Genomic DNA, 17,497 nt, shown 5'->3' on the forward strand with positions numbered 1-17,497 from the left:
TACTTCGCGTTTCTTAGTAAACGATGACTCAGATTGTCTGGATTTCTGGCTTCTTACAGATCCCTAATGCGATCGCGGGAATCCGGACGATGCAAACAACCCGAACTTAACTGTTCGTTCGGAATTGGGCTTTGTTTACCCTCTATTTCATCGACGAATTTGAATTAAATCCGTAGCCTCATCTCATAAGCAAAGATGGTCGAAGGATCGCTCAAGCGGCATCGCGAATGATGCCGGCGATCCTGAACGGCAAACCGGAGGCGGACGAGTATGAACGTGCGTGAAGCAGTCCTCACTGTCGACGAGACGCAGACGAGCTTTCTCGAGCAGGGTCCCTCCCTCGTCGAACGCGCCGCTCGAACCGCTGCCACGGCGGCTGCCGACGCAGAGGGGGTCGATCGCGATGCCCGCTTCCCCCACAAGGCCTTCGATGTCGCGCGTGAGCAGAAGCTGCTCGGCGTCATGATCCCGGCCGAGTTCGGCGGCTTCGGTGCCTCGATCCACGACGTCACCGACGTCTGCTACACGCTCGGACGGGCCTGCGCCTCCACGGCGATGATCTACGCCATGCACACGACAAAGGTCGCCTGCGTCGTCAGGCACGGCCACGGCATCCCCTGGATGGAAACCATGATGCGCCGGGTCGCGCGCGACCAGTGGCTGCTCGCCTCCTCCACCACCGAAGGCCAGAACGGCGGCAACATCCGCGCCAGCGCAGCCGCCGTCGACGTCGCAGGCGACACCGTCTCGCTGCTGCGCGACGCCACCGTGATCTCCTACGGCGCCGAGGCCGACGGCCTCGTCACCATCGCCCGCCGCGCCACCGATGCTTCCGCGTCCGACCAGGTGCTGCTGGCGCTCGCCAGGGACGATTATTCGCTGAAGCGGACGCTGGGCTGGGAAACCCTCGGCATGCGCGGCACCTGCTCGACCGGTTTCGAGCTGAAGGTCGACTGCCCGACCGACCGCGTCTTTCCGGAAGCCTACGACAAGATCCACGCCCAGACCATGACGCCGTTCGCGCATCTGTGCTGGTCCTCGGCCTGGGCGGGTATCGCTGCAGCCGCGGTCACACGTGCGCAGGCCTTCGTCCGCAAGGCGGCCCGCACCTCAGGCGGCCAGATGCCCCCGGCAGCCGCGCATTTCACCGCCGCCAAGATGTCGCTGGCCAAGCTGCGGGCGCTGATATCGGCCAATATCGACGCCTTTGCTCGCGCCGAGCACGACGAACGCGCGCTCGGCTCGCTCGACTTCCAGTCTTCGATCACGCTTCTGAAGGTGCAGGCCTCGGAGCTCGCGGTCGAGACCGTGATGCATGCGATGCGCACCGCAGGCCTTTCCGGCTACCGCAACGACGGTGAGTTCACCATGGGCCGCCATCTTCGCGACGTGCTGTCGTCGCCGATCATGATCAACAACGACCGCATTCTGGCCAATGCCGCGACGTCGACCCTGATGAGCGGCGTACCCTTGAGCCTTCACGACTGACGTGCCTTCACGACTAGACCAACAAGAACAATTTTGAGATAGCAGGACATCGAACCATGAACATTGCCGTCCTCCCCAATTCGCCCGAGATCGCCCCGCAAATCGCGGACCCGCTCGATCATCTCGCCGACAAGCTGTTCCACCCCATGGGCTCGGACGGCGTCTACGCCCGCACCGCGCTTTACGAGGGCATCGTCGAGCGGCTCGCCGCACTGATCACGAGCCATCGTGAAGCCGGCACCGAGGTGATGCGATTCCCACCGGTGATGAGCCGTTCACAGCTCGAGAAGTCCGGCTACCTCAAGAGCTTTCCGAACCTGCTCGGCTGCGTCTGCGGCCTGCACGGCACCGAGCGCGAGATCAACGCCGCGGTCAGCCGCTTTGATGCCGGCGGCGACTGGACCAGCTCGCTCTCGCCGGCAGACCTCGTGCTGTCGCCGGCGGCCTGCTACCCCGTCTATCCGATCGCGGCGAGCCGCGGCCAGTTGCCGAAGGGTGGCCTGCGTTTCGACGTCGCCGCCGACTGCTTCCGCCGTGAACCGTCAAAACATCTCGACCGGCTGCAATCGTTCCGGATGCGGGAATATGTCTGCATCGGCAGCCCCGATGACGTCGCTGATTTCCGCGAGCGCTGGATGGTGCGCGCGCAAGCGATTGCGACCGATCTCGGTCTCAGCTTCCGCGTCGACTATGCCAGCGATCCGTTCTTCGGCCGCGTCGGTCAGATGAAGGCCGTGAGCCAGAAGCAGCAGCAGCTCAAGTTCGAACTGCTGATCCCGCTGCGCTCGGAAGAGCAGCCGACCGCCTGCATGAGCTTCAATTATCACCGCGAGCATTTCGGCACGACCTGGGACATCCAGGACGCCAATGGCGAGCCGGCCCATACCGGCTGCGTCGCCTTCGGCATGGACCGCCTGGCCGTCGCCATGTTCCACACCCACGGCACCGACCCTTCCGCTTGGCCCGCCAAGGTGCGGGAGATCATGGGCCTGCAGCCGCAGATCGCGGCCGATGCCCACGGCGAAGGCTGGCGCTAACGGAACGAGGCCGGTCATTTCCACGGGAAAGACGAGCGTGATCCATACCAAGGTCCGATGCCGCGAGATCACCGAGTCCGACGTCGATGCGGTCGCGGACTTGCTGACGCGCGGCTTCGTCGGCCGCTCGCGCGGCTACTGGATTCAGGGACTGCGCCGGCAAGCCTTCCGGCCGGTACCGGACGGCTTCCCGCGCTTCGGCTACATGCTCGACAATGATGGTACGCCGGTCGGCGTGCTGCTGCTGATCTACACGGCGCGGAGGGACGGCGATGAGACCGCCATCCAGTGCAATTTGTCGAGCTGGTACGTCGATCCGGCCTACAGGAACTACGCCCCGCTCCTGACCAAGATCGCGCAGCGGCACAAGGACGTCACCTATCTCAACATCAGCCCGGCGCCGTGGACCTGGCCGATTATCGAGACGCAGGGCTTTCGCGCCTATTGCAGGGGGATATTCTTCTCGGTGCCTGCTCTGGCGCGGGTCCCGCGCTGGAGCAAGATCGAGGTCATCTCGCAGCACGCCAAAACGATCGACGGGCTTTCCGATGCCGAGACTGATCTCTTGACGCGGCATGCGCGCTACAATTGCCTCAGCCTCGTCTGCCGCACGCCAAATGGAACGTTCCCCTTCATCCTGCAACCGGTGCGCATCCGGCGTGGCATCATTGCGCCGCCCGCGATGAAGCTGATCTACTGCCGCAACGCGGCCGAATACACCGAATGCGCGGGCCGCATCGGCCGGCTGCTGCTGCGGCTCGGCAAGATCGCGGTCGCCGTCGATTCCAACGGCCCGGTTCCCGGCCTCGTCGGCATCTACACCGAGCGTCGCGGCCGCAAATATTTCAAGGGCCCGCACCGGCCGCAGCTCGCCGACCTCACGGATACGGAACTCGTGCTGTATGGGCCGTAGTTCGTGTTTTGAACCAGATGTCATGCGGGCCCAGCGCGCAATTACGCAGGCCGCCTTGCACTCCCCTCTGCATTCGACGCATTCCTGCATCTCCTGGTCACCCTCCGTAAACTACGGCGCTTAAGGGAATTTTCCCGCCTCTTCGTTAGCCTCGGCGACTGAATTACCTTGCGTTAGGTCTATTGCCCGCCGAGACCCCGCCGCCCCATGACATCGATCCGCGACAACGAGCTTGATGCACGCCGCGATCACGGCCCGAAGGCCCTGGTCGGGCTGAGCCAGCTTGCGCTCGACCACATGGAGCAAGGCGTCTGCGTCTACGACGCCGGCAACCGGATCGTGCTGGTCAATCAGCGCTATCTCAGCCTGTTCAACATGTCGGCCGAGAAAGTGCGGGTCGGCACGAGCTACCGTGACGTGCTCGCCCACAGCGTGGCCCTCGGCAACATCCCCGCGGAAGAAGTCGACGTACTCTATGCCGCGCGCATGGCGCGGATCGCCGCCGGCCAGCCGTTCCGGACTCAACAGACGCTCGCGAGCGGCCTCGTCATGGCGCTCGAGTTAAAGCCGCTCCCCGGCGGCGGCTGGATGACGATCTGCGACGACGTCAGCCGCCTCGCCCGGGTCGAGGCGGAACTGCGCGTGCAGACCGAGCGCAGCCAGCACGCGCTCGCCAACATGTCGCACGGATTGATCATGTACGACGCCGACAGCCGCGTCGTCGTCTGCAACGATCGCTTCCTGAACCTCTACAATCTCGACCCTGACATCGTGAAGCCGGGCATCTCGCATTGCACGGTGATCGAACATTGGATGTTGCGCGGCAACCTGCCGGGCATGCCGGGCGAAGAATTCCACGGCACCAGACTGGAGGACGTGCGCACCAGGACGGCGAAAACCCTGCTGGTGATGCGCTATGACGGACGGATGGTGCAGGCGATCTCCCGTTTCCTGCCCGACGGCGGCTGGGTGACCGTGCACGAAGACGTCACCGAGCGGCTGCAATACGAGGAGATGCTGCGGCAGCAGAACTTCATGCTCGATGCGGCGCTGGAGAACATGGCGCACGGGCTCGCCTTCTACGACAGCGACATGCGCCTGCGCGTCTGCAACACCACCTACCGGAAGATCTATCGGCTCTCGCCGGAGGAAGCCAAGCCGGGCACGCACCTCGGCGAACTGATCGAACGCTCGATGGCAAACGGCGCGTTCTCGTCCGAGTACAGTCCGCAACAACTCCTGGAAGCCGCCAGTGCAAGGATTGCCGACCGCAACACCTCGCCGATACGCCGGCGGATGTCGAACGACACCACGATCTCGGTTCGCTATTGCGCCCTGGCCGAGGGTGGTTTTGTGGCCACCTACGAGGACATCACCGAGCGCGAGCACGCAGTCGAGGAGTTGAGCGAGCAGTATCGGCGCTTCGACGCGGCCCTGAACAACATGAGCCAGGGTCTGTGCATGCTCGATTCGAGCTTGCGCGTCATCGTCTGCAATCGGCGCTATATCGAGATGTACGGACTGTCGCCCGAATTGGTGAAGCCGGGCGTGTCGATGCGCGAGATCATGGAGCACAGCTGCGAGCTCGGCATCCATCCAAACACCACCGCCGCGCAGCTTTATGCCGACTATGTCGAGAGGCTGCGCGAGGGTGAGCACACGCTGCACCGCTATTTGGGCGACGGCCGCATCATCAAGCTCAATCACAAGCGAATGGAGCATGGCGGCTGGGTCGTCACCTATGAGGACGTCACCGAGCGTCACAAGGCCCAGGCCCGCGTGGCGCACATGGCGCGGCACGATTCGCTCACCGACCTGCCCAACCGCACACTGTTCCGCGAGAAGATGGGCGAGGGGCTGAACCAGGTCGCGATCGCCGGCGGCGCGATGGCCGTGCTGTGCTTCGACCTCGACAATTTCAAGACCGTCAACGACCGCCTCGGCCACGCGGCCGGCGACCGGCTGTTGCGCTGGGTCGCGGCGCGGCTGAAGGAGAATGTCGGCGAGCACGACACCGTCGCGCGGCTCGGTGGCGACGAATTCGCGGTTCTCCAGCGCGGACCGCAGCCGCAATCGGCGGAAAGGCTCGCACGCCGCCTGGTGGAGATCATCGGTCACCCGCCGCCGCTGGAGAACCAGTCGATCCATGTCGGCGTCTCCGTCGGCATCGCAATCGCGCCCGATCACGGGCTCGATGCCGACGAGCTGATGAAATGCGCCGACCTTGCGCTGTACCAGGCCAAGGCGAAGGGGCGCGGCGCTTATCGGCTGTTCGAGCCCCAAATGGAAGAAGAGGCTCGCAGCCGGCACGCGCTGGAGCGCGATCTGCGCGGCGCACTCGAGGCCCGTGAATTCCACCTGGCGTTCCAGCCGCAGGTGCGGCTCGACACCACCGAACTTACCGGCTTCGAGGCGTTGCTGCGCTGGAAACATCCCACGCGTGGCCTCGTCTCGCCGGCCGAATTCATTCCCATCGCGGAAGAGAACGGGCTGATCGTTCCGATCGGAGAGTGGGTCCTGCGCACGGCCTGCGCGACCGCCGCGACCTGGCCCGATCTCACCATCGCGGTGAATTTGTCGCCGGTGCAGTTCCGCTCGCGCGGGCTGGTGACAATGGTCACGAGCGCGCTTGCGGAGGCCGGCTTGCCACCGCATCGGCTCGAGCTCGAGGTCACGGAGACGGCGCTACTCGACGACAGCGAGGCGACGATCGGGATCCTGCACCAGCTGCGCGCGTTAGGGGTGCGCGTCAGCCTCGACGATTTCGGCGTCGGCTATTCTTCTCTGAGCTATTTGCGCAAGTTTCCGTTCGACCGTATCAAGATCGACCGCTCCTTTGTCGGCACGCTCGGCGAAAGCCCGGAGAGTGTGGCGATCGTCCGCACCATCGCCAGCCTCGGCTCGGTGCTCGGCGTCGAGACCACGGCAGAAGGCGTGGAGACGATCGAACAGCTCGACTTCGTCCGCGAATGCGGCTGCACCGCCGTGCAGGGATATTATTTCGGCAAGCCCTCCCCGGCCGCGGAGGTCGGACGCATGATCGAGACGCTGAGCGCAGTCCGCCGCGTCGCGTAAGGGCTCAGCCGAAGGCAAATTCCGTATCTCGGCACGCCTCCAAACGACCAATTGTCGCACGTGCGCTTTTCGGCGGGATCACCGTATCGCGCCCTCGCAATGCGCTTTTCATCTCCCATGATTTCGGGGACAATCCCGTCATAACAATGAGAAACGGCGGCCCGAACGTGGCCACTGCTTGGGAGGAGTTCGATGTCGCGATACAGGCTGAAGACAATCGCCTTTGCCACCATGCATGTCGTGGGCGCGTTGCTCTCGACTGCCGCCGGTGCGCAGGACTATCCCACCAAACCGGTCACGCTGATCGTGCCATGGCCGGCCGGCGGATCGACCGACATCTCGATGCGCGCGATCGCCGACAGCGCCTCCAAGGTCCTGGGGCAACCGATCGTGATCGACAACAAGGCCGGCGGCGGCGGCACGGTTGGACCTGCCACCATGGCCGCGGCCGCGAGGCCGGACGGCTACACCATTTCACAGCTTCCGATCACCGTTTTCCGCCTGCCCCTGATGCAGGAGGTGTCGTGGGATCCGGCGAAGGACTTCACCTATATCGTTCACCTCACCGGCTATACGTTCGGCGTAACCACCAGCGCGGAGTCGCAGTTCAAGTCCTGGAAGGACGTGGTCGAGTTCGCAAAGGCAAATCCGGGCAAGGTGACCTACGCGACGCCGGGTACCGGCACCTCGCTTCATATCGGCATGGAGCAGATCGCCGCGATGTCCGGCATCAAGCTCACACAGGTGCCGTTCAAGGGCGGGGCGGAGACCAACGCCGCGGTACTCGGCCAGCACACCATGCTGCAGGCCGACTCCACCGGTTGGCGGCCCTTGGTCGACGCCGGCAAGCTGAAGCTTCTCATGGTGTGGACCGGCGCGCGATCACCGAACTATCCTGACGTGCCGACGCTGAAGGAACTCGGCTATCCCATGGTCTATGATTCCCCGTTCGGCATCGGAGGGCCCAAGGGCATGGATCCCAAGATCGTCGCCAAGCTGCACGATGCCTTCAAGAAGGCGGTCGAGGACCCCGCGGTAATCGCCACGCTCGCCAAATACGACATGGTGCCGAGCTACAAGAATACCGAGGACTACAAGAAGTTCGTCCTTGAGGTCACGGAGTCAGAGCGCAAGGTGATCGACACGCTCGGGCTTGCGAAGAAGTAGGATTGAGCCACTTCCGTGTCCCGGATCTGCAGCGCGCCGCTTCGCGCTGCGTAGCATCCGGAGCACGGCCGAGAGGGTATCGATGAACGACCAAACCTCCGTCAAACTCCGTCTCAACAACTCCGAAATCTGGGGCGGCTTGATCGGGCTCGCGCTGGGCGGCTTCGTGATCTGGCAGGGCGTGAAGCTCAAGCTCGGCACCATCAATGACCCCGGCTCCGGCTACGTGCTGTTCTACACGGGCATCCTGATGTGCGTGTTCGCGGTCAGCATTATCATCTCGGCTATTGCGGAGGGCGGCCCGACGCTGGCCTCGCGCTGGGACAATGTGAGCTGGAGCAAGCCGCTTCTCGTCATCGTCTGCCTCACCGCGTTCTCCTTTGCTCTCGAGCCGCTGGGATTCCTGCTGTCGTCGATCCCGCTCATGCTGCTTTTGTTGCGCTTGATCGATCCCGTGCGCTGGACGCTGGCGATCCCAATCGCCGCGCTGGTGCCGCTCGGCATGTGGTGGGTACTCAAGCGGCTGCTGCTGATCCAGCTACCCTCGGGCCTGTTCGGGATCGGTTGATCGCATGGATACGCTTGTCAACGTCGCGCATGGGTTCGGCGTCGCGCTGCTGCCGATCAACCTGCTCTACTGCTTCATCGGCGTCTTCATCGGTACGCTGGTCGGCGTGCTGCCAGGCATTGGGCCGATCTCGGCGATGTCGTTGTTGCTTCCGGTGACACTGTCGGGAACGCCGGAATCCGGCATCATCATGATGGCGGGGATCTATTACGGCTCGATGTATGGCGGCTCGACAACCTCGATCCTGGTCAACATCCCCGGCGAAGCTGCTTCGGTTGTCACGTGCATCGACGGACACCAGATGGCGAAGCAGGGCCGCGCGGGCCCTGCGCTGGGCATCTCGGCCTTCGGCTCATTCATCGCCGGCACATTTTCGCTCGTTGCGCTGATGCTGGTGGCGCCGCGGCTCGCCAACATCGCCATCGCGTTCGGCCCTGCCGAATATTTCAGCCTGATGGTGCTCGGCCTCATCGTGCTCACCTTCCTCACTCAGGGATCGATGCCGAAGGCGCTCCTGATGGCATGTATCGGCGTCGTGCTCGGACTGATCGGCCTCGACAGCATCACGGCGCAGCCGCGGCTGACGTTCGGCCGCATGGAGCTGATCGACGGTATCGGACTCGTGCCCGTGGTGATGGGCCTGTTCGGCGTCGCCGAGGTGCTGCTCAATACCGAGCAGGCGATTAAGCGCGACATCATGAACGCCAAGATCACGCAGTTGTTGCCCAACAAGGCCGATTGGCAAGCGAGCGCTGGCCCGGTGGCGCGTGGCACGTTGCTCGGTTTCCTGCTCGGCATTCTCCCGGGCGGCGGCGCGGTGGTGGCCTCGTTCGCGTCCTATGCGCTGGAGAAGCGGCTGTCGAAAACGCCCGAGCACTTCGGCCATGGCGCAATCGAGGGCGTAGCGGGTCCCGAATCCGCCAACAACGCGGCGGCCGGCGGCGCGTTCATTCCGCTGATGACCCTGGGCATTCCCCCGAACGTGGTGATGGCGCTGCTGCTCGGCGCCTTCGTCATCCACGGCCTGCAACCGGGGCCGCTGCTGATCACGCAAAACCCCGGCCTGTTCTGGGGCATCGTCGCCAGCATGTATATCGGCAACGTGATGCTGCTGATCCTCAATTTGCCGCTGATCGGCATGTGGGTGCAGCTGCTCAAGCTGCCCTACAACATCCTGTTTCCATTGATCATCCTGTTCACGATCCTTGGCGTCTACTGCTCGAGCAACAACGTGTTCGACGTCTACGTGATGATCGCATTCGGCATCATCGGTTATTTCATGCGCAAGCTCGGCTTCGAGCCCGCGCCGCTGGTGCTGGCGTTCGTGCTGGGGCCGATGATGGAGAACAATCTGCGCAAGTCGCTGATCCTCTCGCAGGGCGACCTCTGGACTTTCGTGCAGCGGCCGATCTCGGCAGCGTGTCTTACGCTCGCGCTGGTGCTGCTGATGGCGCCGCTATTACCCGCGTTGCGCAAGAAGCGCGAACTCGTGGCGCTGGATGAGGGGGCGTGAGGGCTTGGTAGGGTGTCTCAGCCTGCTGCGGGCAACGCGCTGTCCGGCGGCGGCGCGCCCCACGGCCGCTCGGATGAGGCGAGCCCGATCAGGCGGCCCTGGATGTAGTCGCAACCCCAGTCGCGCAGCATGTTGGCAGCTTCTTCGTCTTGCACCCATTCGGCCACCGTCTTGATGTCGAGGCGGCGGGCGAGGTCGATCAAGGTTTGCACAAAGGCGCGGTCGTCGGCGGAACGAGTGATGTTCTGCACGAAGGCCCCGTCGATCTTCACGATGTCGACGCCGAGCTTGCGCAGATTGCGGAACGAAGTGTAGCCGGCGCCGAAATCGTCGATGGCGATGCGACTGCCGAAGTTCTTCAGCCGGGTGACGAAGCCACGCACATCGTCGATGTCCTGAATCGCGACGGTTTCGGTGATCTCGACGATCAGCCGCTCGGCGACGCCGGGATGGGCGCGCATGAGCGATTCGATTCCCGCCCACCAATCCGGATCCATGGTGGTGTCCGGCGAGATATTGAGGCTGAGGCAGATGCCGGGCGCGGCCGCGAGCTCGGCGACGACGAGCTCGAGCACGCGGTGATCGACCAGGCGGATCAGGCCGAGCCTTTCTGCGACCGGCACGATGTCTGGCGCGAGCAGCACCTGACCGTCGCCCTGGTCCATTCGCACCAGGCATTCGTGAAAGGCGCATTCGCGCGAGAGGGCAGCAACCACCGGCTCATAGGCGAGCTTGATACGGCGCTCATTCAGTGCGGTGACAATCTCGTCGGTGACGCGGATGTTGACGCGGCGCTGGGCGTCGCGCGCGGCATCCGGGCGCCAGGCTGCGAACGAGCCGACGCGGCGTTGTTTCGCGGTGTCCAGCGTCTCGTGGGCGCGATTGACGGCTTCATCGGTGTTGCGGGCATAGCGCGGCACGCTGACCGCGCCGATCGAGGCGGTGACCGACACCGGGCCGGATTTGGTCGGCACCACCTCGTCGCGGATGCCGGCGAGGAAGCGCTCGGCAGCGACGTTCATGTCGTCGACGGTGCAGTTCTTCAGGATCAGGCCGAACTTGTTGCCGGAGAAGCGGCCAAGCACGTCGCCGCCGCGCAACCGCGCGCGAATGCGCGTGGCGACGTCGAGGATCACAGCGTCGGCAACGTCGAAGCCGAAGGCTTCGTTGACACGCGCGAGATGATCGATGCCGACCAGCATGAAGGCCGCGGTCGAGCGGAAACGGGTCGTCTCCTCGATGGCTTCGGCCAGCGCGGCGATCAGATGCGAGCGATTGAGCTCGCCGGTCAGCGGATCGAGCCGGGCGAGCTTCGTCAGTTCCTCGTCCCGGGCATGGCGTTCATTGTTGATGCGGACGGAGCCGATCGCACGCACCGGGCGGCCGTCGGGGCCGGCGAACCAGCGGCCGGTCTCCTCGATCCAAACCACGGGATCCGTGGCGCTCATGCGCACGCCGTACTCAACCCGGTAGGGCGTGCCGTCGGCGCCATGCACGGCTGAGGTCTGGGCCAGCGCGGCGCTCCGCAGCGATTGCGCGGGCTCGATCAGCCTGGCGAATTCGGCGCCGGTGGCCAGCCGTTCGGCGGGAATCCCGGGAAAGATGGCGCCGACCTGCTCACCCCAGACAATGGCATCGCTGGCGATGTCCCAGGCGAACACGGCCTGGCCGAGGGCGGCCAGGATGTCGGAGGCTTGCGGCAATGCGGGGGTCAAAATCGCCTCGTTTCGGGACAGCGGGGAGTCCTGAGTCGGCACAGGATAAAGCCAGATTCGCCATTGACCCTAGGCAAAGTTGATAAACAATTTGGAAACCACGTTTTCTCACTCGCAGGAACCAAATCGGCCCGTCCGGCATAGGCCTTGCGAGTACATGACACGCACCGGCGCCAGCGTCTCGAAACGCGACAATTGGCCGGGTCAACGGTGATTGCGATGTTGAGTACTGATCAAGCGGACGTGGCGGACAACGGCACAGGCTCGGCTGTGGTGCCGCTGATGCCGGTTTTGCAGTGGGTGCACAAGGCACCGCTGCCGCGCCCCGATCCCAGCTTCGTCGCCCAGCTCATCGCCAATGCCGAGCACCTGCCGCAGACGAGCCGGCTGCGCCGCGTGTCTTCCGAGGATGCGCAGGTCGCCTATGGCAGCAAGCGCTCGCTTCCAAGCGTCACCGCGCGCACGCGGCAGGTGGCTTGAAGTAAATCAGCGCGGCGCGTCGGGAGACGGCTGGGTGCCGTTGCCCGGCTGCAAATGCGGCGAGGGGATTTCCGGCGAGGCCGGGCTCTGGACCGGCTTCGGCGCGGGATGATCCATCAGCACGGATTCGGCAACCGACTGCGCGGAAGGTGCGGATGCGGGCGGCGCAACGACCGGCTCGAACTTGGGCTCGACCACCGCTTCATCGACTGGCACTTCAGTCTGACGCCTGGCCTTGCGCGGCGCTGGTGCCGTTTCGGCGACATAAGCCACGCGGCGGCGCGTGCGCTGGGCGATGCCGCCGAGGAAATCCGCCATCGCGAGCAGCACCAGAAGGAAATAGGTGGAGTTGCCGAATTTGGGCCACATCACGAATTCGGCCGCAGCCGCGCCGAACACGATCAGCGACAGCAAATGATCCATCAGGAATTTCGAGCCGGGCCGCGCGCCCTTGACCACCTCGAGCAGCAGCAGCACGACGCCTAGCGCGAGCATCACGTCGGAGAGCGTGACCGGCCAGGCCTCGCCCGTGATCATCGGCACCTTGAACAGCACGTCCGTAAAGGACACGCTCGGCATCAGGAAGGCGATGATGTTGTAGACCGCGAGCGGGATCAGGAGCAGCGGGAAACCGACCATCGGCGAAATGCCTTCTCGATCAAGATATCCAGACAGGACAATGCGGCGGCGAAGCATTAGCTCCGCCGCCGTCACTGTCATATCTCATGGGTTGGCCGAAATCAGGCAGGCGAAATTATCCTGCCTGGGGAAAGGTCCCGAATTCAGGACTCTTTCTTCTTCACGACCTGACGGCCCTTGTACATGCCGGTCTTAAGGTCGAGATGATGCGGACGACGGAGCTCGCCGGAGTCCTTGTCTTCCACATAGGTCGGCTTCTTGATGGCGTCAGCCGAGCGGCGCATGCCACGGCGCGACGGCGAGGTTTTTCTTCTCGGAACGGCCATTTCAGTATCCTCTAGGGATTGGTGTCATCAGGGCATCGTCCACGAGGGGACGGCTCAGCACCCGCAAACCGAGGCGAGCTGAATGCCGGTCAAGGCCGGGCTTATAGAGGAAGGCTTGCCTTAAATCTAGGGCTCTGGGCCGGAAAATGCGCCCGAAAAGGGCCCGAAATCAGCGATTCTCCCGCCAGCAGGTCGAAAGCGAGCTGGCCTGCGCTCTCGCCACATAGGTCCCGGCCAGCCGCCGGACGCCCGGTCCCGGCGTCCTCGCGCTGCGCTTGACCGGATTTGGCAGGATCGAGGCCAAAAGAGCGGCCTCCCGGGGGGAAAGACTGGCGGCTGGCCTGCCGAAGGCATAGGCGCTGGCCGCCTCGGCCCCAAACTGGCCCTGCGGTCCCAGTTCGGCGATGTTGAGGTAAATCTCCAGGATTCGTGCCTTGGGCAGGACGAGATCGATCCACAGCGCCAGCGGGAATTCCAGCGCCTTGCGGACGAAGTCCCGCCCCTGCCAGAGGAACAGGTTTTTCGCCACTTGCTGGGTGATGGTGGAAGCGCCCCGGAACGGGGTGCCGTCCTCCTTGGCATCGTCGATCGCCTCACGCAACGCGCCCCAGTCGATGCCGTGATGCTTGCAGAAATGAGCGTCCTCGGCCGCCACCACCGAGCGTGGCAGCGAGGGCGACATCGCCGCCAGATCGATCCATTCCCGCTGCATCGGCGCACCCCGAAGCGAGCGCCAGACCATCAGCGTCGAAACGGGATGGCCGGCACGGTAGAACGGCGCGATGACGTAGGGCGCGAGAACCGCGACCGCGAGCACCAGGAGAAGGGTTTTGACGACGCGCAAATCAACCTTTCCGGCGCAGAACGAAACGCGGCCACGGGCCCGGCATTAAGTCTGTGATAATTCGGGCGTTTTCCAGCACTTTTTAGGCCTTCCAAACGATTGACTGAGGCGGGCGCATAAAGGATTGTCCCGCCGAATTTTAGTTCTGGAGCCCTTCTTGATGACCGGCACGTCCCCGTCCGATTTCGCCAAACGTCTGGACAAGACCGCTGATGACACCGAGGCCCTGCTCGGGCGCCTGCTGTCGGACGACATCCTGCCCGATGAGATCGCCCGGCCCAAGCGACTGATGGACGCAATGCGCTATTCGAGCCTCAACGGCGGCAAGCGCCTGCGGCCGTTCCTGGTGGTCGAGAGCGCGGCCGTGTTCGGCGTGCCGCGCGAAGCCGCGCTGCTCGCGGGTGCGGCGCTCGAATGCATCCACTGCTATTCGCTGATCCACGACGATCTGCCCGCGATGGACAATTCGGACCTGCGCCGCGGCCGCCCGACCCTGCACAAGAAGACCGACGACGCGACCGCGATCCTCGCGGGCGACGGCCTGTTGACGCTCGCCTTCGACATCATTACCCGCGACGAGATCCATCGCGACGCCAATGTGAGGCTTTTGCTGACGCGCGCGCTCGCGCGCTGCGCCGGCATCGGCGGCATGGTCGGCGGCCAGATCCTCGATCTCGCCGGCGAAGGCCGCTTTGGCGGCAACGAACCGATCGACGTCGCCCGTATTCAGCAGATGAAGACCGGTGCGTTGCTGCGCTACGGCTGCATCGCCGGCGCGATCCTCGGCCAAGCCTCGCAAAAGGAATATCAGGCGCTCGACGATTACGGCCGCGCGCTCGGCGAAGCCTTCCAGATCGCCGACGACCTGCTCGACGTCGAAGGCGACGCCGCCGCGCTCGGCAAGCCTGCCGGCGCCGATGCGGCGCTCGGCAAGACCACCTTCGTCACCCAGCTCGGAATTGAAGGCGCCAAGCAGCGCGTCCGCGACCTGCTCGCGCGAGCCGACAGCGCCGTGTCGATCTTCGGCGAACGGGCCGCCGTGCTGCAAGCGGCTGCGCGGTTCGTCGCCGAACGCAAGAACTAGCCGTGCGATGACGGGCGGCAGCAAGGAAGACCCGGCCCTCGCCCGCTTTCGCAAGATGTCGCGGCCGATGCGGCTGATTTATGCGCGGCCGCGGACGTTCATCTCCCTTGGTGTCGGTATCCTCGTCTGCCTGCTTTTGCCGGGCTCACCCCGGCTGACGACGCGGCTTGTGCTCGGCTGGGATGCGCTGATCGCGGTCTATCTCGTGCTGGTCTATGCGATGATGCTGTGCAACGACCACCAGCACATCCGCCGCGCCGCTGCGATGCAGGACGACGGCCGCTTCGTGATCCTGCTGGTGACGGCGACCGGCGCGTTCGCCAGCATCGCCGCTATTGTGGCCGAACTCGGCGCCCACCGCGGCGCCGCGGAGCTGACCATCGCGATCACCACCATCGCGCTGTCCTGGGCCGCGGTGCATACAACTTTCGCGCTGCATTACGCGCATGATTATTATCGTCACCCAACGCCGGGTGGCCTTGAGTTTCCCAGTGGCGACAAGGAAGACCACGCCGATTATTGGGACTTCGTCTACTTCTCGTTCGTGATCGGCATGACTGCGCAGGTCTCCGACGTCGGCATATCCGACAAGACCATCCGCCGCACCGCCACCGCGCACGGCATCATCTCATTCATCTACAACACGGCCTTGCTGGCGCTGACGGTCAACATTGCGGCGAGCGCGATCTCGGCCTGAACTCACTCCCGCAATCCTAGTTACAGACCTCGGCATTGGCATCGTTGCCGGGGCCTCCGCCGCCGCGATATTCGAGATGACAGCCGCGGTTGACCGCACGACAGCCGCTGTTATTGCAGAACAGCTGTCCGCCACTCGAGCGGCGGCTAGTGCCAGCGGCAGCAGCGATGCCCGCAGCGCCACCAAAGCCGCCCGCCGCTCCGGCAGCCTCACCGCCGGCTTGACGACGCTGCCGTGCGGGACGCTCGTCGCCATCATCACGCTTTGCGGTCGCAGGCTTGGCGGTCGCAGGCTTGGCTGACTTGGCGGCACGCTGCTTCTCGCATTCGTTGTCGTCGTTGATCGCAAAGCCATCACGGCAGACGATCTTGGTGCACTTGTCGCCGTCGGCCTTGAAGCCGTGCTCGCAAACCAGCGGACAGACGCGCGACTGTTTCGACTTGACCGTGTCGAGCGCATCGGTGCTCGCCACCTTCACGTCGAGCTTGGTGCCGGCGTAACGGTTGAACTGCGACAACGAGCGCTGCGCGGACGTGGTCCAGTTGCCGTCGGGGGCGCCGGAGAAGCAGCCGACGCGGCCGAGCTCGGTCTGCACCGAGCGGCTGAGATCGGCCGGAGCGGTGGCCGGCGTCAGCGACGCGACGTTGGTACCGGCGGGGCTCGCCGTGCTGGCGGGCGCTGCACTCGGGGCCGCGGCGGCGAGATTGACGCGCTGCTGCTCGGCTGCGGCCGCCTGCTGCTGCGCCTGCTCCTTGGCCTTTTGCGCCGCAAGCTGTACCTGCTCGGCGGCCTTCGCATCGGCGGCTGCCTTGGCCTGCGTATCCTTCTGCGCGCCAAGTGCGGCAAGACGATCGCGCTCGGCCTCGGCCTGTTTGGCCTTCTCGGTGGCCGCCGCATGAGCCTGCTCGGCGCCGATTTTTTCGAGCTGAAGTTTGGCGAGGCTCGCATAGAAGCCGTCGGAATGCTGGGCCAGGAACGCCTCCCATGCCGGCCTGTTGCCGACCTGGAGCGCGAGCTCGTAATCGCGGCGGATGTCGGCCTGAGGATTCGCCGTGGCCGCGGCAGCTGCGGCGGTCACCTTCACCGGCACCAGCGGCACGTCTTCGCCGCCGAGCGAGCCATAGACGAACGGCTCCTGCTTGTTACCCGTCGACTTGAGCACGTCGTCGCGCACGAAGCCGAAGGCGCGGCGGACGTCGAGGCCGGGCGTCGTCAGATGCTTCGACAGCGCCACGGTAAAGGGGCTATTCGCACCATCGCCATCCTGCGCGGTGAAGCCGGCCTTGGCCGAATAGGCGATCAGCGTGTTGGAGCTGGTCGGCTCGACCTGGGCGAGACCGCGGCCGATACCGCGCGAGGCAACCGTGCGCTTCATGGTCTTGCCGAACGGATTGTCCCGGCAGGCATCCAGAATCACTAGGCGAAGCTGCTTGGCCGGTTCGACCGCGACCAGGACGCGGTCGAGGGAGAGCGCCTCGTCAAAAACGTCGGTGTCACGCTCCAGCTTGGCGTCGACAGGGATCAGATAGTTCGAGCCTTCGACCTCGATGCCGTGGCCGGCATAGTAGACCACGGCGATATCGGCATCGCGGGTCCCGTCGGCGAATTCGCGCAGCACACGCCGGGTTTCCTGCGCCGTCAGGTCGTGCCGGGAATCGACGATGTCGAACCCGGCCTCCTTCAGCGTCCTGGCCATCACCGAACCGTCATTGACGGGATTCGTAAGCGACGGCGCGTGCTGGTAGGCGGAGTTGGCGATCACCAGCGCGACGCGCTTCCCGGCGAAAGCGGGCCCGGCGCCGAATAGCAGCGCGACCGCAAGGAGAAGGGGGCAAAGTCTGAGCAACTTGCGCATGACACGACTTCCGGGTTCAGGGCATTTCAAGCCCCTTTGAGACGGCTTTATTAGCAGGGTCCGCCGCGGGCGCTTGTGACGGAGGTCACGAAGCTG

15 protein-coding genes are annotated in these 17,497 nt (G+C 64.6%); 10 read left to right on the forward strand and 5 right to left on the reverse strand.

Features of this window, described 5'->3' with window-relative positions; all coding sequences use genetic code 11:
- The first annotated feature begins 270 nt into the window (after positions 1 to 270).
- From GWG67_RS07960 to GWG67_RS07990, 7 genes are all read left to right on the forward strand, one after another.
- Positions 271 to 1,488, forward strand: coding sequence for an acyl-CoA dehydrogenase family protein (locus GWG67_RS07960; RefSeq protein WP_275168563.1), 1,218 nt, complete (start codon positions 271 to 273; stop codon positions 1,486 to 1,488).
- Positions 1,489 to 1,544: 56 nt separating this feature from the next.
- Positions 1,545 to 2,525: an amino acid--[acyl-carrier-protein] ligase gene (locus tag GWG67_RS07965; protein ID WP_275168565.1), complete on the forward strand. Its 981-nt coding sequence runs from the start codon at positions 1,545 to 1,547 to the stop codon at positions 2,523 to 2,525.
- Positions 2,526 to 2,562: 37 nt separating this feature from the next.
- Positions 2,563 to 3,438: an acyl-CoA acyltransferase gene (locus GWG67_RS07970; protein ID WP_275168567.1), complete on the forward strand. Its 876-nt coding sequence runs from the start codon at positions 2,563 to 2,565 to the stop codon at positions 3,436 to 3,438.
- A 207-nt stretch (positions 3,439 to 3,645) separates the two neighbouring features.
- A complete protein-coding gene (locus tag GWG67_RS07975; RefSeq protein ID WP_275168569.1) occupies positions 3,646 to 6,513 on the forward strand; it encodes a PAS-domain containing protein in 2,868 nt (955 codons plus the stop codon).
- Between the two features lie 192 nt (positions 6,514 to 6,705).
- Complete coding sequence (locus GWG67_RS07980; protein ID WP_275168570.1) at positions 6,706 to 7,680, forward strand: tripartite tricarboxylate transporter substrate binding protein; 975 nt, start codon at positions 6,706 to 6,708, stop codon at positions 7,678 to 7,680.
- A gap of 82 nt (positions 7,681 to 7,762) precedes the next feature.
- Complete coding sequence (locus GWG67_RS07985; protein ID WP_275168571.1) at positions 7,763 to 8,248, forward strand: tripartite tricarboxylate transporter TctB family protein; 486 nt, start codon at positions 7,763 to 7,765, stop codon at positions 8,246 to 8,248.
- Between the two features lie 4 nt (positions 8,249 to 8,252).
- Entirely contained in the window at positions 8,253 to 9,761 is a 1,509-nt protein-coding gene (locus GWG67_RS07990) for a tripartite tricarboxylate transporter permease (RefSeq protein WP_275168573.1), read from the forward strand.
- Positions 9,762 to 9,778: 17 nt separating this feature from the next.
- On the opposite strand, the gene GWG67_RS07995 is transcribed toward GWG67_RS07990, so the two are convergent.
- Positions 9,779 to 11,476, reverse strand: coding sequence for a GGDEF domain-containing phosphodiesterase (locus tag GWG67_RS07995; protein WP_275168576.1), 1,698 nt, complete (start codon positions 11,474 to 11,476; stop codon positions 9,779 to 9,781).
- 219 nt (positions 11,477 to 11,695) lie between these two features.
- Here GWG67_RS07995 and GWG67_RS08000 point away from each other — a divergent pair, with 219 nt between their 5' ends.
- A complete protein-coding gene (locus GWG67_RS08000; protein WP_275168578.1) occupies positions 11,696 to 11,956 on the forward strand; it encodes a hypothetical protein in 261 nt (86 codons plus the stop codon).
- Between the two features lie 6 nt (positions 11,957 to 11,962).
- Here the strand turns inward: GWG67_RS08000 and GWG67_RS08005 are convergent, their stop codons facing one another.
- From GWG67_RS08005 to mtgA, 3 genes are all read right to left on the reverse strand, one after another.
- The gene (locus GWG67_RS08005; RefSeq protein WP_275168579.1) at positions 11,963 to 12,595 is read right to left on the reverse strand and encodes a hypothetical protein; all 633 of its coding nucleotides are present in this window, start codon (positions 12,593 to 12,595) and stop codon (positions 11,963 to 11,965) included.
- A 143-nt stretch (positions 12,596 to 12,738) separates the two neighbouring features.
- On the reverse strand, positions 12,739 to 12,921 hold the full coding sequence (gene rpmF / locus GWG67_RS08010; RefSeq protein WP_275168581.1) for a 50S ribosomal protein L32: 183 nt from the start codon (positions 12,919 to 12,921) through the stop codon (positions 12,739 to 12,741).
- A gap of 169 nt (positions 12,922 to 13,090) precedes the next feature.
- Entirely contained in the window at positions 13,091 to 13,765 is a 675-nt protein-coding gene (gene mtgA / locus GWG67_RS08015; RefSeq protein WP_275168583.1) for a monofunctional biosynthetic peptidoglycan transglycosylase, read from the reverse strand.
- 160 nt (positions 13,766 to 13,925) lie between these two features.
- On the opposite strand from mtgA, the gene GWG67_RS08020 reads away from it, so the two are divergent.
- Together GWG67_RS08020 and GWG67_RS08025 are read left to right on the forward strand one after the other, a co-directional pair.
- Entirely contained in the window at positions 13,926 to 14,849 is a 924-nt protein-coding gene (locus GWG67_RS08020; RefSeq protein ID WP_027514555.1) for a polyprenyl synthetase family protein, read from the forward strand.
- Between the two features lie 7 nt (positions 14,850 to 14,856).
- Positions 14,857 to 15,546 (forward strand): DUF1345 domain-containing protein, encoded by a 690-nt coding sequence (locus tag GWG67_RS08025; protein ID WP_275168585.1) that lies wholly within the window; start codon positions 14,857 to 14,859, stop codon positions 15,544 to 15,546.
- A 16-nt stretch (positions 15,547 to 15,562) separates the two neighbouring features.
- Here the strand turns inward: GWG67_RS08025 and GWG67_RS08030 are convergent, their stop codons facing one another.
- Complete coding sequence (locus GWG67_RS08030) at positions 15,563 to 17,401, reverse strand: caspase family protein (RefSeq protein WP_275168587.1); 1,839 nt, start codon at positions 17,399 to 17,401, stop codon at positions 15,563 to 15,565.
- Positions 17,402 to 17,497 lie beyond the last annotated feature (96 nt).

Origin of the sequence: Bradyrhizobium sp. CSS354, assembly GCF_029051725.1 — a bacterium.
GTDB lineage: Bacteria > Pseudomonadota > Alphaproteobacteria > Rhizobiales > Xanthobacteraceae > Bradyrhizobium.

Bases quoted from the DNA above. Each gene is read 5' to 3' on its own strand.
- GWG67_RS07960 (WP_275168563.1), top strand. From the start codon at position 271: ATGAACGTGCGTGAAGCAGTCCTCACTGTCGACGAGACGCAGACGAGC.
- GWG67_RS07965 (WP_275168565.1), top strand. From the start codon at position 1,545: ATGAACATTGCCGTCCTCCCCAATTCGCCCGAGATCGCCCCGCAAATC.
- GWG67_RS07975 (WP_275168569.1), top strand. From the start codon at position 3,646: ATGACATCGATCCGCGACAACGAGCTTGATGCACGCCGCGATCACGGC.
- GWG67_RS07980 (WP_275168570.1), top strand. From the start codon at position 6,706: ATGTCGCGATACAGGCTGAAGACAATCGCCTTTGCCACCATGCATGTC.
- GWG67_RS07985 (WP_275168571.1), top strand. From the start codon at position 7,763: ATGAACGACCAAACCTCCGTCAAACTCCGTCTCAACAACTCCGAAATC.
- GWG67_RS07990 (WP_275168573.1), top strand. From the start codon at position 8,253: ATGGATACGCTTGTCAACGTCGCGCATGGGTTCGGCGTCGCGCTGCTG.
- GWG67_RS08000 (WP_275168578.1), top strand. From the start codon at position 11,696: ATGTTGAGTACTGATCAAGCGGACGTGGCGGACAACGGCACAGGCTCG.
- GWG67_RS08005 (WP_275168579.1), bottom strand. From the start codon at position 12,595: ATGGTCGGTTTCCCGCTGCTCCTGATCCCGCTCGCGGTCTACAACATC.
- rpmF (WP_275168581.1), bottom strand. From the start codon at position 12,921: ATGGCCGTTCCGAGAAGAAAAACCTCGCCGTCGCGCCGTGGCATGCGC.
- GWG67_RS08020 (WP_027514555.1), top strand. From the start codon at position 13,926: ATGACCGGCACGTCCCCGTCCGATTTCGCCAAACGTCTGGACAAGACC.
- GWG67_RS08025 (WP_275168585.1), top strand. From the start codon at position 14,857: ATGACGGGCGGCAGCAAGGAAGACCCGGCCCTCGCCCGCTTTCGCAAG.
- GWG67_RS08030 (WP_275168587.1), bottom strand. From the start codon at position 17,401: ATGCGCAAGTTGCTCAGACTTTGCCCCCTTCTCCTTGCGGTCGCGCTG.